A 24,581-nucleotide genomic window follows, 5' to 3' on the forward strand; every position below is an offset into this window, starting at 1 on the left:
CGCCCCTCGCCCCACCTGGAGTTTCCCGTGCTGCACGACCTGATCGGCCCGCTGCTGCGGCCCGCGTTCCATCTCGGGACCGTCCCGACGAGCCGGGCGGAGCTGCTCGGCTTCGCGACCGGCGCGGTGAACGTGTGGCTCGTCGTGCGGCAGAACATCGCGAACTGGCCGGTCGGGGCGGTGAACGTGGTCCTGCTCGGCCTGGTGTTCCTGGACGGCGGCCTGTACGCGGACGCCGGGCTCCAGGCCGTGTACCTCGTGCTTCAGTTCTACGGCTGGTACGTCTGGCTGTACGCCGGGGACGGACGGGACGCGCTGCCCGTCCGGCGGACGACCCCGATGGAATGGGCGGCGCTCGGTGCGGCGACCGTCGTTGCCACCGGGCTGCTGACGTGGATGCTCGCGCGGTGGACGGACTCGACCGTCCCGTTCTGGGACGCGTTCACCACCGCGCTGTCCCTGGCCGCGACGTACGGGCAGTCCCGCAAGCTGCTGGAGTCGTGGTGGCTGTGGATAACCGCCGACCTGGTCTACATCCCGCTGTACTTCTACAAGGACCTCAAGCTCACGTCCGGCCTGTACGTGCTGTTCCTCGCGCTGTGCGTCGGCGGCCTGCTGGCCTGGTCGCGGGACCGGCGCGCGGCGGTCGCCGGATGACCCGGTACGCGCACGGACTCGTCATCGGCAAGTTCTATCCGCCGCACGCGGGCCACCATCACCTCATCGACCGAGCGGCGGAGCAATGTGCGCGGGTCTCCGTGCTGGTGTGCGCGTCCACGGCGGAGAGCGTGCCCCTTGCGTTGCGGACGGCGTGGCTGCGCGAGCAGCATCCGCAACCGCAGGTGGACGTCGTCCCCGTGATGGACGACGTCGAGGTCGATTACGCGTCCGACGCGATCTGGACGGCGCACGTGGACGCGTTCCGGAGCGGCCTGGCCGCGCTCGCCGGGCCGGACGCGCCCCGTCCGCCCGTGGACGCGGTGTTCAGCTCCGAGGAGTACGGCCCCGAGCTGGCCCGCCGGTTCGGCGCGGCGCACGTGCCCGTCGACCCGCCGCGCGTCCGGTTCCCCGTCAGCGGGACGGCCGTGCGCCGCGACCCGGTCGCGGCGTGGGAGTGGCTGGCGCCGCCCGTCCGGGCGTACCTGGCGCGGCGCGTCGTGGTCGTCGGCGCGGAGTCCACCGGCTCGACCACGCTGGCGCGGGCGCTCGCCGCGCACTACGCCGCGCGCGGCGGGCCGTGGGCCGCGACGCGGTGGGTGCCCGAGTACGGCCGGACGTTCACCGAGGAGAAGCTGGCGGCGGCGCGCCGCGCGTCCGGGAACCCGGGCCTGTGGCTGGACGACCTGGCGTGGGAGTCGGCGGAGTTCACGACGATCGCCGAGCGGCACCTGGCGCTGGAGGACGCGGCGGCCCGCGCGGGCTCGCCGCTGCTGGTCTGCGACACCGACGCGTTCGCGACCGCGCTGTGGCACGAGCGCTACCTCGGCGCGGCGGCCCCGGACGTCGAGCGGCTGCACGCCCGCGCCCCGCACCACCTGTGGATCCTCACGGCCGCCGCCGGGGTGCCGTTCGAACAGGACGGCTGGCGCGACGGCGCCGACATCCGTGCGTGGATGGACGGCCGGTTCCGGGACGAGCTGTCGCGGCGCGGGATGCGGCACGTCGTCGTCACCGGGACGCCGGGCGAACGCCTCGCCGCCGCCGTCGCCGCCGTGGACGCGCTGCTCGCCGAGGGCTGGACGTTCAGCCCGCCGCTGTGACCGGCGCTGTGACCCGGGCGACCTTGAACCGGCGGGCCAGGAGCACGACGAGCCCCGCGTAGACCAGCATCGACGCGACGTCGGCGACGACGTACGCGCCGGGCACCGCGCCCTGCTCCAGGTCGAGCGTGCCGATCGCCGCCGGGACGAGGAACGCCATGAGGTTGTTGCAGACGTGCATCGCGATGCCCGCCTCCAGCCCGCCCGTGCGGACGGTCAGCCACGCGGCGATGGCCCCGAACAGGAAGACGTCGAGGACACCCCAGCCGGTGTAGCCGTGCGCGGACGCGAACAGCGCCGAACCGACGACGATGCCGGGCCACGGCGTCCGCAGCACGCGGCTGAACGCGCGGGCGACGCGCCCGGTGCGGCTCTCCAGCGTCCACGCGCCGACGCCCTGGAGGATCCAGCCCCGGAAGGTGAACTCCTCGGCCGCCGACTGGAGCGGCGCGAACAGCAGGATCACGATCGCCGGGCCGATGAAGCTCCCCCAGCCGACCCACGTGCCGTCCTCGGTCGCGTCGTCGGGCGCGACGGTCTGGGCGGCGAGCCCGAACCCGTACGACACGGCGCAGAACAGCACGGCGGCGCCGCCGCAGACGGCGAGCCACCGCCAGCGCAGCCGCCCGACCACGGACGCGACCGTCCCCGGCCGCCGCCGCTGCACCGCCCACGCCGCCAGCAGCACGACCGGGAGCAGCAGCGCGATGGACAGCAGGTTGAACGCGAGATCGGTCGTCGGGTCGCCGAAGAACTCGGTGTCGTCGCCGGACACGTCCGGGGCTCCGCCGGTCACGACCGCGTACCCGATGAGGAACGCGATCATCAGCGCGACGGCGAGCAGCAGATAAGCGGCGGCGCCCGCGAACGTCCCGGCGATCGGCCGCCACCAGCGATGCGCGGCCGTCCGCGCCATCCGGTGGTACGGCACGCCCGCCTCCGGCGCGACGCTCCACACCCGACGCGGCGGCGGCTGCCCGTACGCGTAAGCCGCCGGCCCCGGCGGCCCATAGCCCCCCGGCGGCCCGTACGCGCCGGGAGGGGCGAAAACACCGGGCGCACCCGGCGCCCCGTAACCGCCCGGCTGCCCGTACGCACCCGGCTGGGCGGGGGCGCCCAAGGCGTCGCGTTCGCCGTACGTGCCTGGCGCGCCTGACGTGTCGTACATGCCCGGCGTGCCCGGCGGACCGTAGCCGCCCGGCTGCCCGTACGTGCCGGGTGGGGCGGGCGTGCCGGGTGGGGCGTAGCCGCCCGGTGTGCCAGGTGTGCCTGGAGGGACGTGGGTGCCCGGTGTGCCGGGTGGGGTGTAGTGCTGGGGCCATTGCCAGCCCGGCGGGGGCGGGGTGGGCGGGGCGGGGTTCTCGTCGGGGCCCGCCCAGCCGTCCGCGTCGGGGGTCGGGGCGGGGCGGGGGCCGTCGGGGTAGGCCGCGTCGGGCGGAGCCCAGCCGTCGTCCGAAGGTCGCGTCACCGTCTGCCTCCCCGTGCCCCGAACCCGTCGCTACGCAGCGTACGCGGACCCGCCGACGATCCGCGTCAGGACGGGGGCGAGAACGTCCGGGTGCGGCGGAGGCCCGCGGCGCGGCCCTTGGCCGCGACGACCAGCGCCATCTTGCGGGACGCCTCGTCGATCATCTCGTCGCCGAGCGTCGCCGCGCCGCGGCCCTCCACGTCGGTGGCGTGGGCGTAGGCGTCGAGGATCAGCTCGGCGTGGTCGTAGTCGTCCTGCGACGGCGAGAACACCTCGTTCCCGGCCTCGATCTGCGCGGGGTGCAGCACCCACTTCCCGTCGAAGCCGAGCGCCGCCGACCGGCCCGCGACGCGGCGGAACGCGTCCACGTCGCGGACGTTGAAGTACGGGCCGTCCACCGCCTGCAGATCGTTGGCGCGTGCCGCGAGCAGGATCCGCATGAGGATGTAGTGGTAGGCGTCGCCCTCGGTATAACCGGGCGGCTGCTCCCCCACGGTCAGCGTCCGCATGTTGATGGACGCCATGAAATCGCCGGGCCCGAACACCAGGCTCTCCAGCCGGGGCGAGGACGCGGCGATGGCGTCGATCGCGGTCATGCCCCGGGCGTCCTCGATCTGGGCCTCGATGCCGATGCGTCCGCGCTCCAGGCCGGTGGCCAGCTCGATCTGGGTGAGCAGCCGGTCCAGCCACTGGACGTGCGAGGCGTCCTGCGCCTTCGGCAGGATCAGGCAGTCGAGGTGGGAGCCGGCGCCCTCCACGACGTCGATGACGTCCCGGTACGCCCACGGCGTCGCGAGGTCGTTGATCCGGACGGCGCGGACCTTCCCCGTCCAGTCGCCCTCGTTGAGCGCCGCCACGACCAGCTTGCGCGCCTCGGCCTTCGCCGACGGCGCCACGGCGTCCTCCAGGTCGAGGAAGATCTCGTCGGCGGGCAGCCCCTGCGCCTTCTCGATGAAGCGGGGATTGCTGCCGGGGACCGCGAGGACCGTGCGCCGTGATCTCATGCGCCGGATCGTAGCGGCGGGTGTGAGACCCTGACGGGCATGGGTGAGGACAACAGCGCGCTGGTGGAGGAGGCGGCCAAGAAGTCGGGCCTGCTGTGGCTGGACCTGCCCGGCCTCCCGCAGCCCCGCGCCGCCTGGCACCTGTGGCACGACGGGTCGGCGTACGTCCTGACGGGCGGCGACGGCGAGCAGCCGCTGCCCGGCCTGCCCGAGGCCGAGACCGTCCGGGTGATCGTCCGCAGCAAGGACAAGGGCGGACGGCTCGTCGCGTTCACGGCCCGTACCGAGACCGTTCAGCCCGGCACCGAGCTGTGGGACGCGGTCGTCCCGCAGCTCGCCAAGGACCGGCTCAACGCCGCGTCCCACGACGGCCAGGCCGAGCGCTGGGCGGCCGAATCGTACGTGATCCGCCTCACCCCGGACGGCGACGCGGACGGCCCCGGCGCGCACGACGACGCGTACGCGACCGTCCGCCCGATCCCGACCCCGGCCGCCACCGCGGGTCCGCCGCCGCGCCTGGTCGGCGGGAAGCGCCGCCGCGCCGACCGCTAGGACCCGACCGGCCGCCGGATGGCCGCAGGTCCCGTGGGTACGCTCGTGCGCATGAGCGGATCTTCGACGCGGGTGTTCATCGCCCGCCTGGCCGGGATCGCGGTGTTCGATCCGGTCGGCGACCAGGTCGGACGGGTCCGCGACGTCGTCGTGTCGCTCCGTCTCGGCCGCCGCATGCCGCGCGTCCTCGGCCTGGTGGTGGAGGTCTCGCCGCGCCGTCCGGTGTTCCTGCCGATCACGCGCGTCACCGTCATCGAGCCGGACGCCGTCGTGTTCGACGGACGGCTCAACATCCGCCGTTTCCGCCAGCACGAGTCCGAGACGCTGGTGCTCGCCGAGATGCTGGACCGGACGGTCCGGCTCCGCACCGACGGCGACCGCGTCACCGTCGTGGACGTCGCGATGGAGCCCACCCGCACCCGCGACTGGGTCGTGGCGAAGGTCGCCGTGCGGCCGCCGCGCCCGGCACGGCCGCGCGGGCTGCGCCGCCGGGGCGAGAGCCGCGTCGTGGACTGGGACGAGGTCGAAGGCTTCTCGATCGTCGAGTACGGGCAGGGCGCGGCCGGGCTGCTCGCCGCGTTCGAGCGGATGAAGGCCGCCGACCTCGCCAACGTCGTCCACGAGCTGCCCGAGAAGCGGCGCGGGGAGGTCGCCGCCGCGCTGGACGACGAGCGTCTCGCCGACGTCCTGGAGGAGCTGCCCGAGGACGACCGGGTCGAGATCCTCGGCAAGCTGGAGGTCGAGCGGGCCGCCGACGTCCTGGAGGCGATGGGCCCCGACGACGCCACCGACCTGCTGCGCGACCTGCCCGCCGAGCAGCGCGAGAACCTGCTGCTGCTGATGGAGCCGCACGAGGCCGCGCCGCTGCGCCGCCTGCTCACCTACGAGGACGACACGGCGGGCGGTCTCATGACCACCGACCCGGTCGTCCTCGCCCCCGACACGACGGTCGCCGAAGCCCTCGCCAACATCCGCAACCCCGACCTCAACCCCGCGCTCGCCGCGCAGGTCTACGTCTGCCGTCCCCCGGTCGAGACCCCCACCGGGCGTTATCTCGGCACCGTCCATTTCCAGCGGCTGCTGCGCGAACCGCCGCCCACCCTCGTCAGCGGGATCGCCGACACCGAGCTGGAGCCGCTGCGTCCGCGCGAACGGCTCCAGGACGTCGCGATGTACCTCGCCACCTACAACCTGGTCGCCGGGCCGGTCGTGGACGAGGACGGGCACCTGCTCGGCGCGGTGACGATCGACGACGTCCTCGACAACCTCCTGCCCGCGAACTGGCGCGAGACCGTGATGGAGGCGTCCGCGCTGGAGGGCGCCGACCCCGAGGAGGAGGCGCTGCGCCGCGCCGCCGACGACGAACGCACCGGCCCGACGGAGGACCCATGACGTCGCCACGGCTGGACCAGCCGCGCGAGATCCGCCGCACGCTCGTCCCCCGGCCGCACTACGACCCGGAGTCGTTCGGGCAGGTGTCCGAGCGCATCGCCCGGTTCCTCGGGACGGCTCGGTTCCTCGTCTACATGACCGTGTTCATCGTCGTGTGGGGGGCGTGGAACGCTCTCGCGCCGCCGGCCCTGCGCTGGGACCCCTACCCGTTCATCTTCCTGACGCTGATCCTGTCGCTCCAGGCGTCCTACGCGGCGCCGCTGATCCTGCTGGCCCAGAACCGGCAGGACGACCGGGACCGCGTCCAGTACGAGCAGGACCGGGCGCGCAACGAGCGCAGCATCGCCGACACCGAGTACCTGACCCGGGAGATCGCCGGGCTGCGGCTGGCGCTGAACGAGGTCGCGACGCGGGACTTCGTCCGGTCCGAGCTGCAGGCGCTGATCAAGGAGCTGGACAACCGGGACCCGCGGCCCTAGCACCGTTCCGGAGTCCATACCATGGGTGCATGGCCTCCCAGCTAACGACGGAGCAGGTGACCGCGGCGCTCGCGACCGTGAACGATCCTGAGATCCGCAAGCCCATCACCGAGCTCGACATGGTGAAGAGCGTCGACATCGCGCCGGACGGCACGGTCAGCGTCGGCATCTTCCTCACCGTGGCGGGCTGTCCGATGAAGGACACCCTCACCCGCAACGTCACGGAGGCCGTGAGTCGTCTGGACGGCGTGACCTCGGTCGCCGTCGAGCTGGACGTCATGAACGAGGAGCAGCGCAAGGCGCTCCAGACCAAGCTGCGCGGCGGCGAGGCCGCCAAGGAGATCCCGTTCGCCAAGCCGAACTCGCTGACCAAGGTCTACGCGGTCGCGAGCGGCAAGGGCGGCGTCGGCAAGTCGTCGGTCACGGTGAACCTGGCGGCGGCGCTGGCCGCGCAGGGCCGCAAGGTCGGCGTGGTGGACGCCGACATCTACGGCCACTCGGTGCCGCGCATGCTCGGCGTCGAGCACGCGCCCACCAAGGTCGAGGACATGATCATGCCTCCGACCGCGCACGACGTGAAGGTGATCTCGGTCGGGATGTTCACCGCCGGGAACCAGCCGGTCGTGTGGCGCGGGCCGATGCTGCACCGCGCGCTCCAGCAGTTCCTCGCGGACGTGTACTGGGGCGACCTGGACATCCTGCTGATGGACCTGCCGCCCGGCACCGGCGACATCGCCATCTCGGTGGCGCAGCTCCTGCCGTCCGCCGAGATCCTGGTCGTGACGACGCCGCAGCAGGCCGCCGCCGAGGTCGCCGAGCGCGCCGGGGCCATCGCCGCGCAGACGCACCAGCAGGTCGTCGGCGTGATCGAGAACATGTCGTACCTGACCTGCGCGCACTGCGGCGAGCGGCAGGAGATCTTCGGCTCGGGCGGCGGGCAGGCGGTCGCGGACGCGCTCGCCACGACGCTCGGCACCCGCGTCCCGCTGCTCGGGCAGGTCCCGATCGACGCGCGGCTGCGCGAGGGCGGCGACAACGGCACCCCGCTCGTCCTCGGCGACCCCGACGCCGAGGCCGCCAAGGAGCTGCGGAAGATCGCCGACTCGCTCGGCGGCCGGTCGCGCGGGCTGGCCGGCATGTCCCTCGGGATCTCGCCCAAGGGCCGCTGACACACCGCGCCGACGCACCGCGAAGGCCCCGTCCCGGACGTCCGGGACGGGGCCTTCGGCGTTCCCCCGGTCAGCCGGCGGTGATCGTCTTCAGCTCGGCGAACGCCTCCCGGATCCCGGCGGCCAGCGGCTCCCCGTCCGGCCCGTGGATCCACCGGTCGGCGGCGACCTTGAACGCGGCGAGGCCCGCTTCGGCGGCGAGCGCGGCGGCGAGGTCGGGGACGCCCCGGTCGCGCAGGGCGCCGGCCAGCGCGTCCCCGAGCGCCGCCAGCTTGATCAGCTCGCGTTCGCGCAGCTCGGGATGGGCGTCGATGACGGCCTGCCGCTGCCGCGCCGCCGTCCGGCGCTCCCCGAGGACCACGCCGACGGCCTCGACCGCCGCCGCCGCGACCGTGATCGGCGCGGCGGACGCGGGCGCCTCGGCGGCCGTCCGCACGATCAGGTCCCGGAGCGGCTCGGCCCCGCCGAACAGCACTTCGCGCTTGTCGGCGAAGTGGCGGAAGAACGTGCGCTCGGTGAGGCCCGCGCGGGCGGCGATCTCGGCGACGGTCGTCCGCTCGTAGCCGTGCTCGGCGTACAGCTCCAGCGCCGCCCGTTCCAGCCGGCCGCGCGCGTCCGGCACCCATCGCCCCATGTTGGGCATCGTAGACGATGACAGGCACTGACATGACGGTGGTAGTGTCGAAGACAGTGACTGACATCAACTCCGCTGCGAAGGGTCACCCCATGCGCGTTCTCATCACCGGCGCGACCGGCTGGATCGGTTCCGCCCTCGTCCCCGAACTGCTCGGCGCGGGCCACCAGGTCGTCGGCCTGGCCCGCTCGGACGCCTCCGCCGCCGCCCTCGCCGCGGCCGGGGCCGAGGTCCGCCGGGGCTCGCTGGACGACCTCGACGTCCTCGGCGCCGCCGCCGCCGACTCCGACGGCGTCGCCCACCTCGCGTTCAAGCACGACGTCGCCTTCGGCCAGGGCGACTTCGCCGCCGCCGCGACGGCCGACCGCCGCGCCGTCGAGACGATCGGCGCGGCGCTGGCGGGCTCGGACCGTCCGTTCACGATCGCGTCCGGCACCGTCGGCATCGCCCCGCCCGGCCGGGTCGCCACCGAGGCGGACGGCCTCGGAACGTTCCCCCTGCTGCCCGAAGGCCCGCGCGCCCGGCAGGCCACGGCGCTCTACACGCTGTCCCTGGCGGCGACGGGCGTCCGGTCGTCCGTCGTGCGGCTCGCCCCGACGACGCACGGCGACGGCGACCAGGGCTTCATGGCGACGCTGATCGCCGTCGCCCGCGAGAAGGGCCTCGCCGGCTACATCGGCGACGGCGCCAACCGCTGGCCCGCCGGGCACCGGCTGGACGCGGCGCGGCTGTTCCGGCTAGCGCTGGAGAAGGCCCCGGCGGGGTCGGTGCTGCACGCGAACGCCGACGAGGGGGTGCCGATCCGGGAGATCGCCGAGGTCATCGGCCGCCACCTCGGCGTCCCGGCGGCGTCGGTCTCACCCGAGGACGCGCCCGCGCACTTCGGCTGGCTGGCCGCGTTCATCGGGGCCGACGCCCCGGCGTCCAGCGCGGCGACCCGGGAGCTTCTGGGCTGGGAGCCGACGCAGCCCGGACTGCTGGAGGACCTGGACAAGGGGCACTACTTCGGCGGCTGACCGTCCGGCGCGGCGTCCGCTCAGGTGGCCTCGGGGTCGAAGGGCGGGCGCTCGCCGTTCCCCAGCCCGCCGTGCGCGACCGGGTCGTCGAACGGGGCCTCGTCGCGCATGAAGTCCAGCGGGTCGTCCTCGAAGAGGTGCTTGCGGACGAACGTCTTCGGGTTCAGGTCCGCGACGTCGAAGTCCTTGAACTCCGGCCCGAGGCCCTTCTGCAGCTCGGCCTTGGCGTTGTCGGCCATCATGCGGAACTGGCGGAGCGTCCGGCCGAGCTGCTGGGCGGCGCCCGGCAGCTTGTCGCCGAAGATCACCAGGGCCAGGACGACGAGCACCACCATCTCGCCGAGTCCGACGTCGAACACCCGACCTCCCCACATGAGCGGCCCCGGCGCGGCCGGGGTCACCTCAGCGTAGCCGCCGTCCCGAGCGCGCCGGACCCGCCCCCGACGCCCGTCCGGCGCGGCGGGGACGCCGAACGTGAACGTTCGTCGGAAGTTTCCCTTCGCGTCGCCCGTGGGCCGGTCGCGCGGACGATATGGATCGTTTCAATGCTTTTTGCGGCGATCCGGCCGCTGTGGACGAGTTTTCCAAAGGTGATCGTCTTGGCTTCTTCGTTTTCCCGTCGCGACGTGCTGCGCTCCGGCGCGGCCGGCGGCATCGGCATCGCCGTCGCCGGCAGTCTCGCGGCCATCGCCGACCCCGCGATGGCGCAGGTCACGCGGCACGCGGCGGGCTACGGCCCCGTCGTCCCGGACCCGAAGGGGCTCCTCGCGCTCCCCAAGGGCTTCTCCTACAAGGTCGTCGCCGAGGCGGGCGTGACGAAGCTGGAGTCCGGCCAGGCGACGCCGAGCGACGCCGACGGCACCGCGTTCTTCGCCCACGGCCACCGCTACGCGCTCGTCAACAACCACGAGATCAGCGGCGGCGAGCCGTTCAAGGTCCCGGCGCTGGACGGCCTGACCTACGACCCGGGCGCGGGCGGCGGCACCACCACGATCGACGTCGCCAAGGACGGCTCGCGCGTCCGCGAGTACGTCTCGCTCGCCGGGACGCACAACAACTGCGCCGGCGGCCGGACCCCGTGGGGCACCTGGCTGACCTGCGAGGAGACCGAGCAGCGCGCGGGCGGCGCGTTCACCAAGGACCACGGCTACGTCTTCGAGGTAGACCCGTTCGAGCGGGACGCCAACACGAGCCCCGTCCCGCTGAAGTTCCTCGGCCGCTACTCGCACGAGGCCGTCGCCGTCGACCCGCGCACCGGCGCGATCTTCCTCACCGAGGACGCGGGCGGCCCGAACGGCCTCTACTACCGCTGGACGCCGCCGCACGGCTACCGCGCCGGCAAGGGCGCGCTGCGCAAGCTCGCCCTCGGCAAGGGCGGCGACACCGCCGGCCGTCTCCAGGCGATGAAGGTCTTCAAGGGCACCACGCACATCAAGGACCTGTCGCAGGCCACGCAGCCCGGCACGCGCTACCGCGTGACCTGGGTGGACGTCCCCGACCGCGACGCCAAGACCACGTCGGTCCGCAAGCAGTTCACCGACGACCAGGTGACCCGCAGCCACAAGCTGGAGGGCGCGTACTGGGGCGACGGCGGCGCGTACTTCGTCGCCAGCTTCGCGCGCAGCAGCGACGGCAGCGTCAACGAGCACGACGGCCAGGTCTGGTTCTACGACCCGCGCAGCGAGACCGTCACGCTCAAGACGATCTTCGGCGTGAACCCCGACCCGTCCAAGGACGCCGGCAACTACGACGGCCCCGACAACATCACCGTCTCCCCGCACGGCGGCCTGATCCTCGCCGAGGACGGCGAGGGCGTCAGCCACCTCTACGGCGTGACGGACGGCGGCAAGGCCTACACCGTCGCCCGCAACGACCTCAACGAGAGCGAGTTCACCGGCCCGACGTTCAGCCTGGACGGCCGCATCCTGTTCGCCAACATCCAGACGCCCGGCATCGTCCTCGCGATCACCGGCCCCTGGGGACACCAGCGCCGCTGACCAGCCCCCCGCCCCACGACGACGGGCGCGGACCCCCAGGTGGGTGGGGTTCCGCGCCCGTCAGGCATTTCCGGGGTCAGCCGGCGGAGAGGGTCAGCTCGACCGTGTTCTCCTTGCCGTTCCGGACGTAGGTCACCTTGATCTTGTCGCCCGGGGCCTTGCTGCGGATCAGGGCGATGAGGTCGGACGCGTCCTCGATCGGCTGGGAGTCGACCTTGGTGATCACGTCGCCGGGCTTGAGGCCCGCCTTGGCCGCCGGGCCGCCCGGGGTGATCGGCTGCTGGCCCTGGACCGGCTGCTCCATGATCTTGGCGCCGTCCTGCGACCGCGGGTCCGGCAGGACGCCCATCTTCGCCTGCTTGACGCTCCCGTTGTTGATGATCTCCTGGGCGACGCGCCGCGCCTGGTTGATCGGGATCGCGAAGCCGAGGCCGATGCTGCCGCTCTGGCTCTGGCCCTGGAGCGACTGGCTGCCGAGCGTCGCGATCGCCGTGTTCATCCCGATCACGCGGCCCTTGGTGTCGACCAGCGGCCCGCCCGAGTTGCCGGGGTTGATCGCCGCGTCGGTCTGGATCGCGTTGAGGTAGGTCGCGTCGCCGCCGTTCTCGCTCTGCGTCGGGACGGCGCGGTTCAGCGAGCTGACGATCCCGGTCGTCACCGAGCCCTGGAGCCCGAGCGGGGACCCGATCGCGATGACCGGGTCGCCGACCGCGATCTGGTCGGAGTTGCCGAGCGAGAGCGCGGGCAGGTCGTGCTGGCCCTCGGGCTTGAGGACGGCGACGTCCGAACTCGGGTCGGTGCCCTTGACGGTCGCGGGCAGCGTCTTCTTGTCGTTGAAGACGATCTGGATCTGCCCGCCCTGCCCGGCGCCCGCCGCGACGTGGTTGTTGGTGACGATGTAGCCGCCGTTGACGATGAAGCCCGTCCCGGCGCCCTCCTCGGTGGCGCTCTTCACGCGGATCATGACGACGCTCGGCAGCACGCGCCGCGCGATGCCCGCGACCGAGTCCGGCGGGCGGCTGGCCCCGCCGCCGCCCCCGCCCCCGTCGCCGCCGAGGCTGACGGTGCCCTGGTCGTCGTCGGACGCCAGCACCGCGACACCGGCGCCGACGCCCGCCGACACCAGCGCCACGACCGCCACGATGATCGCGATCAGGCCGAGGCCGGGACCGCGCAGCGAGGACGGCGGGGGCGGCGGCACCGGCGCCCAGTTCGGGCCGGTGCCGGGCGGCGGCGGCTGCTGGCCGTATCCGGCCATCGGGCGCGCGCCCTGCGGCGGCTGGCCGTTCAGCGGCGGGCCCTGCGGCGGCGCCCCCTGCCACCCGTAGGGGTGGGCGGGCGCGTCGTGCGGGACGAACCCGGGCCGCTGCCGCGGGTCGACCGGCGCCTCTGGCCCGGCCGGGGAGCCCCACGGGCGCGGCTGCTGCTCGGGGGGCGGGCCCGCCGGCATCGCGACCGGAACGTCGGCGGGCCCGTCCGGCGGCGTGAAGCCGCCCGCGACGTGCCGGTCGCCGGGCTCGGGAGCGGCGGGGGGCTCCTCGGGGTCGTCCACCGGGACGGGCTGCTCCTGGTCGATCATCGTGGCCCGGGGAGCCTCCGGCCGCGCGGCGAGTGCTTCGTCGTCCTGGCGCGCCGCTCCGGCCCCGGCGACGGGGCGCTCGTCGTCCGACGGCGACCGGTTCTCTTCCGTCATCCCCAACTCTCCTGCCGAGCACCGTTTCTGATCAGTTGCCCTCATCGTGGCGAGGAAGGCATGTGACGGGCGTAAAACCCGTCAGTCGAGCGGATCGAGCCATGAGCCTAGCCTGCGCGCACCACGGCTCAGCCGGGCGCCGACCGCGTCCCGGCGGGGCCGCAGCCCGGCCGCGACGGAGACGGCGGTGGACGCCGGGGCCTCCGTCACGACGGTGAGGACATACCCAGCACCGGACGTGATCGCCCAATGATGCAGGAGATCGTCATCACGGACGAACAGCCCTTGGCCGAAGCGATGCCATCCGGAGAGGGAACCGGGCGCGAGCCGTCCCGGCTGGACGAACACCGACAGCGCCGCGAGGCCGTCGGAGAAGCCGAGGTGGACGGCCCCGTCGGCGGCGCGGCGGGCGTCGAACAGCCGGAACCGGCCGGGCAGGGTCTCGGGCAGCGGCCAGCCCCGGTCGCGGAGCGCGGCGCGGGCGGCGGGGCCGAGCCGGTCCGGCCAGATCCCGCTGGGGAGGCGGGCGGCGAGCTGCGGGCCTCCCGATCCGATGGTCAGGCGGCTGAACCCGGATTCCACGACGCGGCGGCCCTGGACGTCGAACAGGTCGCGGCGCAGGAGCAGGCCGGTGGCGGCGTCGAGCCAGAACCGTCCGGCGACCCGTCCGCCGTCGCGGTGCGCCTCGACCAGGTGCGCGGCGCGGCCGAGCAGGCGCGTCCCGGCGGCGCGACGGACGGTGTAGTTGCGCAGCAGCGCGGACAGCACGGGCCCGGACGGCGGGTCGGCGGCGATCCCGTCCGGGCTGAGCACGGACCCGTACGCGGTGCCCGTTCCGGGCGTGTGGACGACGGTGGACGTCGTGCGCGCGTCCCCGACCGTCAGGTAGCGGCGGCCCCGGTAGGGCACGCGGCGGGCGGCGTCGGCGGCGGCGCGCAGCAGCCGGACGGCCCCGGCGTCGTCGGCGGGGCCGCGGCTGCCGGGCGGCTCCCCGAGCGATCCGCCGGTCAGCGCGACGGCGGCGGCGAGCCCGCCCGCGAGCAGGGCGCAGCCGCGTCCGTACGGCGCGCGCAGCCGCGCACGCGTCACGGCCGGGTCGGGAGGGGCACGGCCGTCTGGAGGGTGCTGGGGTCGGTCAGGGGGTCGGAGACGGGCGACTCGCCCGACAGCAGTGAGTGCTCGACCGCGAACCGGTCGAAGGCGGGGCTGACCTGCGGGGCGTCCTGCCGTCCGCCCGCGATGTAGGCGCCGCCGCCGAGCCCGAGGAACAGGGTGGCCGCGCCGACGGCGACGACCGTGCGCCGGGTGCCCCGCCGGTCGGCGGGGGTTCCGGGCCGTCCGGCGGGCCTGCCGGCGCGGGGACGGGTGTCGCGGGGCCGGACCGGACGCGCGGGGCGCGGCGGCCGGACGGGTCCGCACGCCGGCGCGGGCGGCGGTTCGGCCAGCCCGTTCAGCCGGGCCAGGAAGTCCCCGGACGGAGCGGCCCCCGCGCCCGGCCCCGCGAGGCCGCGCAGCCGGTTCTTCAGGCCGCGCAGCACCTCGGCCTCGGCGCGGCAGTCCGCGCAGCGGGCGAGGTGCGCGTGGGCGCGCTCGCGCTCCTCGGCGTCCAGTTCACCGTCGACCAGCGCGGTCAGACGTTCCCCCAGACAGCTCACGTGGCTCCTAGTGGATCGGGCAGGCGGATCGGGCAGGTCGGTCGGGGCGCCGGTCAGCGCGCGGCGGCCTCGATGTCCGGTGCGATGTCCGGTGCGGCGGCACGGCGCGGGGCGCGGTGCTCCAGCGCGGCGCGGAGCTGGGACCGGCCCCGGTGGATGCGGCTGCGCACGGTGCCGAGCTTGACGCCGAGCGTCGCGGAGATCTCCTCGTAGGAGAGCCCCTCGATGTCGCACAAAACGACCGCGGCCCGGTACTCGGGCGCGAGGGCGTCCAGCGCGGCCTGGACGTCGGCGTCGAAGTTGCTGTCGTCGAACGCCTGCGCCGGGGTGGGCTCGCGGCCCTGGAGGCGTTCGGCGGCGTCGTCGGCGAGGCCCTCGAAGCGGATCCGCTGCCGGCGGCGGGCGCCGTCGAGGAACAGGTTCGTGGTGATGCGGTGCAGCCAGCCCTCGAACGTGCCGGGCGTGTAGTTCGACAGCGACCGGAACACGCGGACGAAGACCTCCTGCGTGAGGTCCTCGGCGTCGTGCTGGTTGCCGGTGAGGCGGTAGGCCAGCCGGTAGACCCGCGCCGAGTGTTCGCGGACGACCTCGTCCCAGGACGGCGGCGCCCACGCGGCCTCGGGGGCGTTCTCGCGGGCGGACTGCCGGGGGGCCACGCCCACGGCGCCCGTGAATCTCAGTGCTGCCACTCCCATGATGCCGGGTGTTCCTCTCTGATGACCAACACCGTCGTCTGGAACGACACGGTCGCGCCTGGGCTGGGGCGTTTCCTTCTGTCGCACCGCCGGGCGTCTGGGAGATCGTCCGGCGACGTCATCACCCGCTCCAACGCGCGGTACCGGCGTTTGGTTCCCGGTCAGCGATATGGTCTTTCCAGCATGAGCCAGGCGGGGTCCCGCTAGGAGGCAGCCATCGACGCCCTTTCCGCCACGCTCGCCTACGTGGAGGACTTCCCGGCCGAGGACGAGGCGCTGCTGGCCGCCCGCCGCCGCGGCGCGGAGGTCGGCGCGGTCCCGATCGGCCCCGCCGGCGGCGCCGCGCTGCGGTTCCTGGCCGCGCTGATCGGTGCCCGGACGGTCGTGGAGGTCGGTTCCGGCTGCGGCGTCTCGGGGATCTGGCTGCTGCGCGGCATGGCCAAGGACGCCGTCCTGACCAGCGTGGACGTCGACCACGAGCACCAGCGGCTCGCCAAGCTGGCCTACCGGGAGGCGGGCCTCGGCACGGCCCGGACCCGGATGATCGTCGGACGGGCGCTGGACGTCCTGCCCCGGCTCACCGACAACGCCTACGACATCGTCTTCTGCGACGCCGTCAAACAGGAGTACCCCGAGTACCTGGAGGCGGCGCTGCGGCTGCTGCGGCCGGGCGGGGTCGTGGCGTTCGACAACGCGCTGTGGAACCACCGCGTGGCCGACCCGACGCGCCGCGACGCCGACACGCGCGCGATACGCGAGGTGATCCAGGCCGTCCGGGAGGACGAACGCCTGGTCCCGCTGCTGCTCCCGGTCGGCGACGGGCTGCTCTGCGCGGTGAAGAGGCGCTGACGGTGGAGCCGTTCGCCGTCCGGGCCCGGCCGACGTGGCGGGCCGCCGCGCAGGCGGTGTCCTGCCTGATCCTGCTGCTGGCGTCGGCGGGGTTCATCACCGGCGGGGTGCTGCGCGGGTTCGGGCTCGGCGGCGCGGTGTTCGCGGTCCTCGGCGCGCTCGGCATCGTGCTGTTCGGCGCGGGGCTGGCGGTGGCGCTCGGGCGGATGCTGTCGCGCCGTCCGGTCCTGGTGGTGGACGACGCGGGCGTGCGGCGTCCTGCGCGCTGGCCGCTGCCCGCCGCGCGCGGGGCCGTGCTGGCGTGGTCGGGGGTCACGGCCGTGGGCGCGCTGCGGCGCGGTGTGGACGGCACCCGCAAGGGACGGCAGGACTTCGTCGTGTTCCTGCCGACCGAGGCGATGATGGACATGGTCCGCACCGCCGAGCGCAACCGGCTGGTCGTGCTGACGCTGCCGGACGTCCCGGCCGACAGGCTCCCCGAGGGCGCCGCCGAGGCGCTGCGCTGGTGCGTGCCGGTCGGCCCGCGCTGGGACGCGACGCTCCCCGAACTCGTCCGGGAGATCCGCCGCCGCCACGCGGTGCCCGTCGTGGACCGCCGGACGAAGTAGCTCAGCCCGTCCAGCGCGCCGTGAAGATCTCCGGCCCGGCGGGCTCGGCGGACCCGTCCATCGGCTCGACGGTGACGTAGACGCCGGTGGCGCGGCCGAGGCCGTGGATCATCGCGGGCTTGTCGGCGACGCGCATCCGCCCGGCCGGGCGGGGCGCGCCGTCGCCCATGAGCCACACGGCGTAGGTGCGTCCGGCGGGGGCCTCGTCCAGGCCGCTGAGCATGACGACGGCCGCGTCGCGGTCGTGGGACATGACGACCATGCCGTGCCCGCCCGTCGCGACCGATCCGGCGACCGTCCGGGCGTCGGGCGCCGACATCATGTCGGCCATCATGTGCGAGCTGGCCTCGGCGTGCCGCGCGCGCCGATCGGCCTGGTACCAGCCGGCGCCGAGCCCGGTCGCGAGGACCAGGCACGCCGCCGCCGCGAGCGCGGGGACGATCCGCCGCAGCCGCCGCGTCCGGGCGGCGGGCAGGCGCGGCGGGGCCTGCCGGGTGCGGGCGGCCTCGGCGAGGACGCGGGCGCGCAGCGCGGCGGGCGCCGGGCGCGCGGCGGCGGCGCCGAGCCGCGCGGCGGTCTCCGCCAGTTCCCCGACCTCGGCGGCGCACACGGCGCAGCCGTCCAGGTGGCGTTCGAAGTCGCGGCGCTCGTCGGGTCCGAGCGCGTCCAGGGCGTACGGGCCGGCGAGCCCGTGGACGGCGTCGGTCATGATCCCGCTCCCAGGCAGTCGCGCAGCCGGATCAGGCCGTCGCGCATTCTCGTCTTCACGGTACCGAGGGACGTCCCGAGCAGTTCGGCGACCTCGCGGTACGTATGGCCGCCGTAATAAGCGAGCGTGACGGACTCGCGCTGGATCTCGGTGAGCCCGTCCAGGCAGCGGCGGACGCGTTCGCGCTCCAGCCGTCCCTCGACCTCCTCGCTGACGGCGTCGAACGCCGGGCCGTCCGCGCGGTGGGCGCGCTCCTCCCGGTCGGCGGCGGCCTGCGCGGAGCGGACGCGGTCCACGGCGCGGCGGTGCGCCAGCGTCATGATCCACGCCAGGGCCCCGCCCCGGTCGGCGTCGTAGCGGGCGGCGGTGCGCCACACCTCGACCAGGACCTCCTGCGCGACCTCCTCGGCCTGCGCGGGGTCGCGCACGACCCGCAGGACGAGCCCGTAGACCGGCCCGGAGACGACGTCGTAGAGCCGGGCGAACGCGTCCTCATCCCCGCGCGCGGTGCGCGCGAGGAGCGCGGCCGGGTCCCCCGCGCCGCCGGGGCGGCGCGGGGACGCGGCGGGCGACGGTCTCACTTGCCGCCGGGCTCCATGCTGTGGCCCTCCATCGGCTCGTGGCTCTTCATCGGGTCCCCGCTCTTCATGGGCTCGTGGCTCTTCATCGGATCCCCGCTCTTCATGGGGTCGCCGCTCTTCATCGGGGTCATCGAGTGGTCCATCATCGGCGAATGGCTCGGGCTCATGGTGCTGCCCGTCTTGGCGTCGCCGTCGTCGCTGCCGCAGGCCGTGAGGCTGACGGACAGGCCGAGGACCAGCGCGACGATTCCGTACTTCATTCTGTCTCCTAGTTTCGGTGAACGGTGACGGTGGTCTGGTGCCAGCCCGTCGCCCCGCTGGGGAACGGGTCGGCGCGGTTCCCGGTCTGGACGGCTCCGGTGCCGTCCACGGCGCGGGCCTCGATGCGGTGCCGCCCGGGGACGGCGTCCCATTCGAGGACCCACTGCCGCCAGGTATCGGTGTTGGGGACGGGCGCGAGCTGCGCCGTCCGCCAGGGGCCGCCGTCCACGCGGACCTGGACGGCCGTGATCCCCCGGTGCTGCGCCCACGCGACGCCCGCGACGGCGATCCGGCCCGCCTTCACGTCGGCGGACGGGCGGGGCAGGTCGATCCGCGCCATCGTCCGGACGGTCCCGTGGTCGGCCCAGCCGCGCTCGGTCCAGTACGCCCGGTCGTCGGTGAACCGGGACACCTTGAGGTCCACGACCCACTTGGTCGCCGAGACGTAGCCGTACAGCCCGGGGACGACCATGCGGGCGGGGAAGCCGTGCTCGACGGGCAGGGGCGCGCCGTTCATCGCGACGGCGAGCAGCGCGTCCCGGCCGTCCATGAGCGCGTCGAGCGGGGTGCTGACGGTGAACCCGTCGGAGGACCGGCTGAACACCTGGTCCGCGCCGGACCGCACGCGCGCCTCGCGCAGCAGTTCGGCCAGGGACGCGCCGACCCAGCGCGCGTTGCCCGCGTACTCGCCGCCGACCTCGTTGGAGACGCAGGTCAGCGTGACGTCCGTTTCGAGCAGGGGCCGCCGCAGCAATTCGTCGAAGGTGATCTCCAGCGGACGGTCCACGAGACCGTGGATCCGCAGCGTCCAGTCGGCCGGGTCGACCTGCGGGACGACGAGCGCGGTGTCCACGCGGTAGAAGTCCCGGTTCGGGGTCGTGAACGGGGTGAGGCCGGGGATCCGCAGGTCGGCGGCCCTGGGCAGCGGCGGCGCGGGCCGGGCGGGGGCGGGCAGCCGGGTCGCGGCACGGGCCTTGGCGACGCTCTTGCGGCCCGCGATCGACCGTCCGAGCAGCGTGCTCCCGGCCGCGAGCGCGGCGGCGCCGCCCGCGAGCGCGAGGAAGGACCGGCGGTCGCCCGACGTCCCGCGCGCCGCGGCCGGGAGCAGGACGGCGACGACTCCGGCGGCCGCCACCGCGCCGAGCAGGACGGGCAGCGCGTCCACCGGCCCGGCGTCCGGGCGGGTCAGCGCGGCGGCGGCGCCCGCGACCGCGAGCGCGCCGAGCAGCGCCCCGGCGAGCCGGGGACGCGTCCGCGCCAGCAGCCCGAGCAGCGCCGCCACGATCCCCGCGCCGACGAGCATCGAGCCGAGCAGGACCTGCTTGTCGTGCGTCCCGAACTGCCGGATGGCCCAGTGCTTGAGCCATTCGGGCGTCCGGTCGATCCCGGCGCCGCCGAGCGCGATGAGCGGCGCGGACTGCGGCCGGACGAACGCGGCGGCGAGCTGCGCGGCGCCGAGCCCGGCGGCCCCGGCGACGAGTCCCGTGGCCAGGGCCGCGACGCGGCCGGGCGTGCGCTCCTCGTTGGTCATGCACGGGATTCGGAGCCGCGCGCTCCCCGGATTGGTCGGCTCCGCATCACGTTTCGGTCACGTGAGAAATCCGCGGCGGACGAGGGGCGCCGGGGAGCCGCACCACGTGCGCGAGGGCGCTGCCGGACGGCCCGGCCGCCCGGCTCGCTAGATCTTCTTGATGTACTCGCCGACCCACGCCACCTGCCGGTAGCCCATCGCCTCGTTCACGGCGATCATGTGGGCGTTGGCGGCGGCGTTGTAGGTGACGATCGCGCGCCGTCCCGCCAGCTCGGCGGCGGCGGCGCGCATGTTCGCGAGCTTCATCGCCAGCCCGAGGCCGTGCCCGCGGTGCTCGCGCAGCACGAGCGTGTCCCACTGGAACGCCTCGACCGAGCCCTCCGGCAGGACGAGGTCGGTGTGCCCGGCGAGCGTCCCGTCCGGCGCGACCGCGACCGTGATCCAGAAGTCGCGGCCCTGCCGCTGCCGCCGGGCCTGCTCGGACCGCACCCGCCCGGCGTCCCAGAACTGGTCCTCCAGCCCGGCGTCGCCCTGCGGGGCCTCCGACACGATCAGCCGCCGCAGCGCCGCGTACTGCTCCAGCCGGTCGTCGGGAACGCGGCCGTGCCAGCTCTCCAGCCGGTACGCCGGGTCGGCCGACGGCGCGGGCAGCTCGGCGGGCAGCGGCAGCTCGCGGACGGCGTCGCGCATGTCGAAGGTGTAGCCGCGCGCCTCCAGGAACGCGACCGGGGCCGCGCGGTCGTCGTCCAGCGGCGACGTGGCCTCCACGAACACGGTCGAGCGGCCGGCGCGGCGGGCGATGTCCTCCAGCGCGTCGAGCACCGCCGTCGCGTGGCCCTCGCGGCGGCGGTCCGGGACCGTCCACATCTCCGCGTAGGCGAACTCCAGGTTGTCGCGCTGCGGCAGCGTGAGGCTCCCGCCGCCGACGGGCCGTCCGTCGTCGTCGCGGGCGAACAGCGCCGTATACGGTTCGTACGGATCTGGTTGTAGATGGACGCGTTTTTCCCGTGCCGTCCACAACGGGACGAGCGTCCCCTGATAGGCGGCGGCGTACGCCGCGTAGAACTCCGCGTACTGCCGGTCGTCGGACGGGTCCACCGTTTCTAGCCTGGTCATGGCGGCCCACCCTAAGAACCCGGTGCCGGGAACGCACCGGGTTTTTTCCGTCAGGCGGCCAGGTAGGACAGCAGCAGCCGCACCGCGTAGCCGGTCGCGCCCTTGCTGATCTCCCCGTCGTCGGAGCCGGACCGTCCCGGCCCCGCGACGTCCAGGTGCGCCCAGGTCCGGCCGCCGGTGAACTCGCGCAGGAACAGCGCGGCGGTGGTGGCGCCCGCGCCGAAACCGGGGCGGCCGATGTTCGCGATGTCGGCGACGTCGGACTCGATCGCGGGCCGGTACTCCTCGTCCAGCGGCAGCCGCCACAGCGGCTCGCCCGCCGTGTCCCCGGCCGCGACCAGCGCGTCCGCCAGCGCGTCGTCGCTGGCGAACAGCGCCCCGTACTTCAGGCCGAGCGCGACCTTCGCGGCGCCGGTGAGCGTCGCGACGTCGATCAGCGCGTCCGGGTCCAGCTCGGCGTCGGCGTAGGCGAGCGCGTCGGCGAGGACGAGCCGTCCCTCGGCGTCGGTGTTGAGCACCTCCGACGTCGTGCCGCCGAAGTGGGTGATCACGTCGCCGGGGCGCATCGCCGACCCGGACGGCATGTTCTCGGCGATCGCGAGCAGGCCCGTCACCCGCGTCCGGACCCCGAGGTCGCGCAGCGCGCTCAGCACGCCCAGCACGACCGCGCTGCCCGCCATGTCCGTCTTCATCGTCGTCATCGCCGGGCCGGGCTTGAGCGACAGCCCGCCGGTGTCGAACGTGATGCCCTTGCCGACGAGCACGACGTGCCGATCGGCGTCGCCCGGGTCGTAGGACAGCTCGACCAGGCGCGGCGGACGCGCCGAACCCCCGCCGACCGCGACCAGGCCGCCGAAACCGCCCGCGGCCAGCTCCTTCTCGTCCCGGACCCGGACCGTCAGCCCGGACTCCGCGCCGATCTCCGTCGCGCGGGCCGCCAGCCACGACGGCCCCTTCTCGCCCGACGGCGTGTTCGCGAGGTCGCGGGCGAGGGCCGTCGCGCGGGCGCGGACGGTGCCGAGCGCGATCGCGTCCGCCGCCGCATCCGGACCCGCCTCCGTCAGCACGACGATCGTCGGGGCAGCGGGCCGGGACGGCGGCTTGCCGATCGAGAACCCGTAGGACGCCAGCAGCGCGCCCTCGACGAACGCCGCCAGATCGCCCGCCGGGACCCCGGCCGCCAGCGACGCCCGGCCCCGCGCGCGGCGGGCCAGCGCCGCGCCCGCCCGGCGCAGGTCCGCGGGAGTCGCCGCGCCGACGCCGTAGAGCAGCAGCTCACGGACGCGGTCGCCGATCCGGACGGGCGTCGCGATCACCTCGCCCGGCTCGCCCTTGGCCTTGTGCAGCGCCAGCAGCTCGTCCAGCGTGAACGGCAGGAACGCGGCGATCTCGGCGTCCGGCGCGACGGCCCCGGCCGGGACGGGCACGGCGAACAGATCCGCGTCGGCCTGCGACAGCAGCCCGCCCCGGGCCTCGACCCGCGTCTCGATGGGCATCGGTGAACTCCCTGTGTGGAAGATGGAGCCGGACATGACGAGGGCCCCGGCCGGAACGCGCCGCCGGGGCCGTCACCGCGCGCTGTGCCGCGCCGTCAGCCCACGACCTGCGCGAGCGCCTCGCCCAGGTCCTTGGCCTCGTCGGCGGAGAGCTCGACGACGAGGCGCCCGCCACCCTCCAGGGGGACCCGCATGACGATTCCGCGGCCCTCCTTGGTCACTTCGAGCGGACCGTCTCCCGTCCGCGGCTTCATCGCCGCCATGCGTGCATCCCCTTCCTGCCTAGGGCCGCGGGTCCTCGGGGCACCGTAGGCCGCGTGGCCGCCTGTCTCGCATCCGCGTCTTCAGTAAGCCCATTATCTCGTCTTCCGGGCGCGAAGTGGTAACGATCAGCCGCCAGATAGGAAGACTGCCCACATGCGGGGGCCTTCGCCGCTGTTCGTTCAGTGCGGCGATCATCTTCACCGGCATGCCGGAACCCGCACGGTTTCGGGAAAAGGCGGCGCGGAATCGCCGTCCGCCCGCGCGAAAGGGCCGCACGACCGTATCGCCGTCCGGCGGGTCCGGGTTCCGCCCCGTCCGGATGCGCCCGGCGACAGTGACCGAAACCCGTCCCCTGACTCCGTCCGCCGCAGGTGAGACGCACCGCGGGCGCCGTCCGGCGCCGATCACCGCCGTCCCAGCGGCCCCACTCCCACCCGCACGGAACCCCGGCGCGGGCGGGCCGGACGCGGCGGGCGGCCGGACGCGTGCGCGGGCGTGGCCGGACGGCCGGACAAGACCGCCGTGCCCGGACGGCGGGGCGCGCGGCGCGGCTGGACGCGGCGGCGCGGACGAGTCGCATGAGTCTCCCGAGGTTCCCGTGACGTGTCCCCTGCCCGGCCGGCGCGGCCGGGAACCGTCGCTCAGCGGTACGCGCCGCGCCGGTGGCAGCCGGTCAGGTGGTCGTCGACCAGCCCGCACGCCTGCATCAGCGCGTAGGCGGTCGTCGGGCCGACGAACCGGAACCCGTTCTTCTTCAGTTCCTTGGCCAGCGCCGTGGACGCCGGGGTGGTCGCCGGGACGTCCGCCGTGGTCTCCGGCGCGGGCGCGTCCGGGTCGGCGTAGGGCCAGAGGAACGCGCCGAGCCCGCCGGGCAGGTCCAGGGCGGCGCGGGCGTTGGCGACGGCCGCCCGGATCTTGGCGCGGTTCCGGACGATCCCCGCGTCCGCCATCAGCCGGGCCTCGTCGGCGGGCCCGAACCCGGCCACCCGCTCGGGATCGAAGCCCGCGAAAGCCGCCCGGAAACCCTCGCGCTTGCGGAGAATCGTCAACCAGGAAAGCCCGGACTGGAAAGCCTCCAGGCACATCCGCTCGTACAATCCCCGGTCGTCGCGAACCGGCCGGCCCCACTCCTCATCGTGGTATGCCACATAATCGGGCGCCGACAATCCCCACGGACACCGCGCCAACCCGTCCAGACCCACGACCGCGATACTCACGGGCACGTTCTACCGCACGCCACCGACGGAATCGTCGGCGCGGGGCCGGATCAGTCGTCCAGCGCGTACGGCTGGTCGTCCTCCTTGAGGCGCGTCCGCAGCTCGGTCACCTGGCCCTGGAGCGACTCCAGCCGCGCGTCGCGCTCCGTCAGCGCCGCCGCGTACCGGTCCAGGGCCTGCTCGGTCGCGGCCGGGTGGTAGCCGAACATCGAGCGCGGCAGCCGGGTCGCGGCGACCTCCGCGCCGGTGACGGGGTAGTCCTCCGGGTAGGGCAGCCGGGCGTGGTCGGGCTGCGGCGGCGCCAGCTCCCCGCCCCGCCCGGCGGCGAGCACGACGACCGCTCCCAGCACGACCGCGCAGGCCAGGACGATGACCACGATCACTGCGACGCTCCGATCTGTCGGCTCCTGCACCGACGATCGTGCCACACGCCGC

At 74.6% G+C, this 24,581-nt stretch carries 27 protein-coding genes; 10 read left to right on the forward strand and 17 right to left on the reverse strand.

Annotated elements, in window-relative coordinates; all coding sequences use genetic code 11:
* Positions 1–27: 27 nt before the first annotated feature.
* Both pnuC and BTM25_RS17545 read left to right on the forward strand, forming a co-directional pair.
* Positions 28–657, forward strand: coding sequence for a nicotinamide riboside transporter PnuC (pnuC, locus tag BTM25_RS17540; protein WP_103563940.1), 630 nt, complete (start codon positions 28–30; stop codon positions 655–657).
* The gene (locus BTM25_RS17545; RefSeq protein WP_103563941.1) at positions 654–1,760 is read left to right on the forward strand and encodes an AAA family ATPase; all 1,107 of its coding nucleotides are present in this window, start codon (positions 654–656) and stop codon (positions 1,758–1,760) included. Before pnuC ends, BTM25_RS17545 begins: the two co-directional genes overlap by 4 nt.
* Here BTM25_RS17545 and BTM25_RS29250 read toward each other — a convergent pair.
* The gene (locus tag BTM25_RS29250) at positions 1,744–3,228 is read right to left on the reverse strand and encodes a CPBP family intramembrane glutamic endopeptidase (protein WP_146059070.1); all 1,485 of its coding nucleotides are present in this window, start codon (positions 3,226–3,228) and stop codon (positions 1,744–1,746) included. The two genes, BTM25_RS17545 and BTM25_RS29250, sit on opposite strands and share 17 nt — an antisense overlap.
* Before the next feature lie 65 nt (positions 3,229–3,293).
* Positions 3,294–4,232, reverse strand: coding sequence for an HpcH/HpaI aldolase/citrate lyase family protein (locus tag BTM25_RS17555; RefSeq protein ID WP_205648132.1), 939 nt, complete (start codon positions 4,230–4,232; stop codon positions 3,294–3,296).
* Between the two features lie 39 nt (positions 4,233–4,271).
* Between BTM25_RS17555 and BTM25_RS17560 the strand changes: the two genes are divergently transcribed.
* From BTM25_RS17560 to BTM25_RS17575, 4 genes are read left to right on the forward strand one after another with little or no spacing between them, the layout of a single operon-like run.
* Positions 4,272–4,784 carry a hypothetical protein gene (locus BTM25_RS17560; RefSeq protein ID WP_103564700.1) on the forward strand — a complete coding sequence of 171 codons (513 nt, stop codon included), beginning with the start codon at positions 4,272–4,274 and terminating at the stop codon, positions 4,782–4,784.
* A gap of 51 nt (positions 4,785–4,835) precedes the next feature.
* A complete protein-coding gene (locus tag BTM25_RS17565) occupies positions 4,836–6,176 on the forward strand; it encodes a magnesium transporter MgtE N-terminal domain-containing protein (RefSeq protein ID WP_103563943.1) in 1,341 nt (446 codons plus the stop codon).
* Positions 6,173–6,655, forward strand: a complete 483-nt coding sequence (locus BTM25_RS17570; protein WP_103563944.1) for a DUF1003 domain-containing protein — start codon at positions 6,173–6,175, stop codon at positions 6,653–6,655. Before BTM25_RS17565 ends, BTM25_RS17570 begins: the two co-directional genes overlap by 4 nt.
* A gap of 29 nt (positions 6,656–6,684) precedes the next feature.
* Positions 6,685–7,824 (forward strand): Mrp/NBP35 family ATP-binding protein, encoded by a 1,140-nt coding sequence (locus tag BTM25_RS17575; protein WP_103563945.1) that lies wholly within the window; start codon positions 6,685–6,687, stop codon positions 7,822–7,824.
* A 70-nt stretch (positions 7,825–7,894) separates the two neighbouring features.
* On the opposite strand, the gene BTM25_RS17580 is transcribed toward BTM25_RS17575, so the two are convergent.
* Positions 7,895–8,458 (reverse strand): TetR/AcrR family transcriptional regulator, encoded by a 564-nt coding sequence (locus BTM25_RS17580; protein ID WP_103563946.1) that lies wholly within the window; start codon positions 8,456–8,458, stop codon positions 7,895–7,897.
* A gap of 92 nt (positions 8,459–8,550) precedes the next feature.
* Here BTM25_RS17580 and BTM25_RS17585 point away from each other — a divergent pair, with 92 nt between their 5' ends.
* Positions 8,551–9,474 carry an SDR family oxidoreductase gene (locus BTM25_RS17585; protein WP_103563947.1) on the forward strand — a complete coding sequence of 308 codons (924 nt, stop codon included), beginning with the start codon at positions 8,551–8,553 and terminating at the stop codon, positions 9,472–9,474.
* 20 nt (positions 9,475–9,494) lie between these two features.
* On the opposite strand, the gene BTM25_RS17590 is transcribed toward BTM25_RS17585, so the two are convergent.
* A complete protein-coding gene (locus BTM25_RS17590) occupies positions 9,495–9,833 on the reverse strand; it encodes a sec-independent translocase (RefSeq protein ID WP_103563948.1) in 339 nt (112 codons plus the stop codon).
* 240 nt (positions 9,834–10,073) lie between these two features.
* On the opposite strand from BTM25_RS17590, the gene BTM25_RS17595 reads away from it, so the two are divergent.
* Positions 10,074–11,471, forward strand: a complete 1,398-nt coding sequence (locus tag BTM25_RS17595; RefSeq protein ID WP_235828457.1) for an alkaline phosphatase PhoX — start codon at positions 10,074–10,076, stop codon at positions 11,469–11,471.
* 76 nt (positions 11,472–11,547) lie between these two features.
* On the opposite strand, the gene BTM25_RS17600 is transcribed toward BTM25_RS17595, so the two are convergent.
* The 4 genes from BTM25_RS17600 to sigE all read right to left on the reverse strand — a co-directional run bounded on the left by BTM25_RS17600 (position 11,548) and on the right by sigE (position 15,514).
* Positions 11,548–13,164, reverse strand: coding sequence for a trypsin-like peptidase domain-containing protein (locus tag BTM25_RS17600; protein WP_103563950.1), 1,617 nt, complete (start codon positions 13,162–13,164; stop codon positions 11,548–11,550).
* An 81-nt stretch (positions 13,165–13,245) separates the two neighbouring features.
* Positions 13,246–14,253, reverse strand: a complete 1,008-nt coding sequence (locus tag BTM25_RS17605; RefSeq protein ID WP_103563951.1) for a sigma-E factor regulatory protein RseB domain-containing protein — start codon at positions 14,251–14,253, stop codon at positions 13,246–13,248.
* Positions 14,250–14,819 (reverse strand): anti-sigma factor family protein, encoded by a 570-nt coding sequence (locus BTM25_RS17610; protein WP_103563952.1) that lies wholly within the window; start codon positions 14,817–14,819, stop codon positions 14,250–14,252. The genes BTM25_RS17605 and BTM25_RS17610 overlap by 4 nt, the downstream gene beginning before the upstream one ends.
* Positions 14,820–14,872: 53 nt before the next feature.
* On the reverse strand, positions 14,873–15,514 hold the full coding sequence (sigE, locus tag BTM25_RS17615) for an RNA polymerase sigma factor SigE (RefSeq protein WP_235828458.1): 642 nt from the start codon (positions 15,512–15,514) through the stop codon (positions 14,873–14,875).
* Between the two features lie 246 nt (positions 15,515–15,760).
* On the opposite strand from sigE, the gene BTM25_RS17620 reads away from it, so the two are divergent.
* Together BTM25_RS17620 and BTM25_RS17625 are read left to right on the forward strand one after the other, a co-directional pair.
* The gene (locus BTM25_RS17620; RefSeq protein ID WP_103563953.1) at positions 15,761–16,363 is read left to right on the forward strand and encodes an O-methyltransferase; all 603 of its coding nucleotides are present in this window, start codon (positions 15,761–15,763) and stop codon (positions 16,361–16,363) included.
* A 2-nt stretch (positions 16,364–16,365) separates the two neighbouring features.
* Positions 16,366–16,971 carry a hypothetical protein gene (locus tag BTM25_RS17625; RefSeq protein ID WP_103563954.1) on the forward strand — a complete coding sequence of 202 codons (606 nt, stop codon included), beginning with the start codon at positions 16,366–16,368 and terminating at the stop codon, positions 16,969–16,971.
* 1 nt (position 16,972) lies between these two features.
* On the opposite strand, the gene BTM25_RS17630 is transcribed toward BTM25_RS17625, so the two are convergent.
* From BTM25_RS17630 to BTM25_RS17670, 9 genes are all read right to left on the reverse strand, one after another.
* A complete protein-coding gene (locus BTM25_RS17630; RefSeq protein ID WP_103563955.1) occupies positions 16,973–17,680 on the reverse strand; it encodes an anti-sigma factor in 708 nt (235 codons plus the stop codon).
* Positions 17,677–18,261 (reverse strand): sigma-70 family RNA polymerase sigma factor, encoded by a 585-nt coding sequence (locus BTM25_RS17635; protein WP_103563956.1) that lies wholly within the window; start codon positions 18,259–18,261, stop codon positions 17,677–17,679. Before BTM25_RS17635 ends, BTM25_RS17630 begins: the two co-directional genes overlap by 4 nt.
* On the reverse strand, positions 18,258–18,521 hold the full coding sequence (locus BTM25_RS17640; RefSeq protein ID WP_103563957.1) for a hypothetical protein: 264 nt from the start codon (positions 18,519–18,521) through the stop codon (positions 18,258–18,260). Before BTM25_RS17640 ends, BTM25_RS17635 begins: the two co-directional genes overlap by 4 nt.
* An 8-nt stretch (positions 18,522–18,529) precedes the next feature.
* Entirely contained in the window at positions 18,530–20,053 is a 1,524-nt protein-coding gene (locus BTM25_RS17645) for a molybdopterin-dependent oxidoreductase (RefSeq protein ID WP_103563958.1), read from the reverse strand.
* Positions 20,054–20,200: 147 nt separating this feature from the next.
* Positions 20,201–21,169, reverse strand: coding sequence for a GNAT family N-acetyltransferase (locus BTM25_RS17650; protein ID WP_103563959.1), 969 nt, complete (start codon positions 21,167–21,169; stop codon positions 20,201–20,203).
* A 50-nt stretch (positions 21,170–21,219) separates the two neighbouring features.
* On the reverse strand, positions 21,220–22,665 hold the full coding sequence (locus BTM25_RS17655; protein ID WP_103563960.1) for a leucyl aminopeptidase: 1,446 nt from the start codon (positions 22,663–22,665) through the stop codon (positions 21,220–21,222).
* A 95-nt stretch (positions 22,666–22,760) separates the two neighbouring features.
* The gene (locus tag BTM25_RS17660) at positions 22,761–22,928 is read right to left on the reverse strand and encodes a DUF3117 domain-containing protein (protein WP_103563961.1); all 168 of its coding nucleotides are present in this window, start codon (positions 22,926–22,928) and stop codon (positions 22,761–22,763) included.
* Positions 22,929–23,570: 642 nt separating this feature from the next.
* Positions 23,571–24,146 (reverse strand): DNA-3-methyladenine glycosylase I, encoded by a 576-nt coding sequence (locus BTM25_RS17665; RefSeq protein WP_205648133.1) that lies wholly within the window; start codon positions 24,144–24,146, stop codon positions 23,571–23,573.
* 50 nt (positions 24,147–24,196) lie between these two features.
* Positions 24,197–24,529, reverse strand: a complete 333-nt coding sequence (locus BTM25_RS17670; RefSeq protein WP_103563963.1) for a DivIVA domain protein — start codon at positions 24,527–24,529, stop codon at positions 24,197–24,199.
* Positions 24,530–24,581: the final 52 nt, after the last annotated feature.

The organism is Actinomadura rubteroloni, from assembly GCF_002911665.1.
Classification (GTDB): Bacteria; Actinomycetota; Actinomycetes; order Streptosporangiales; family Streptosporangiaceae; genus Spirillospora; species Spirillospora rubteroloni.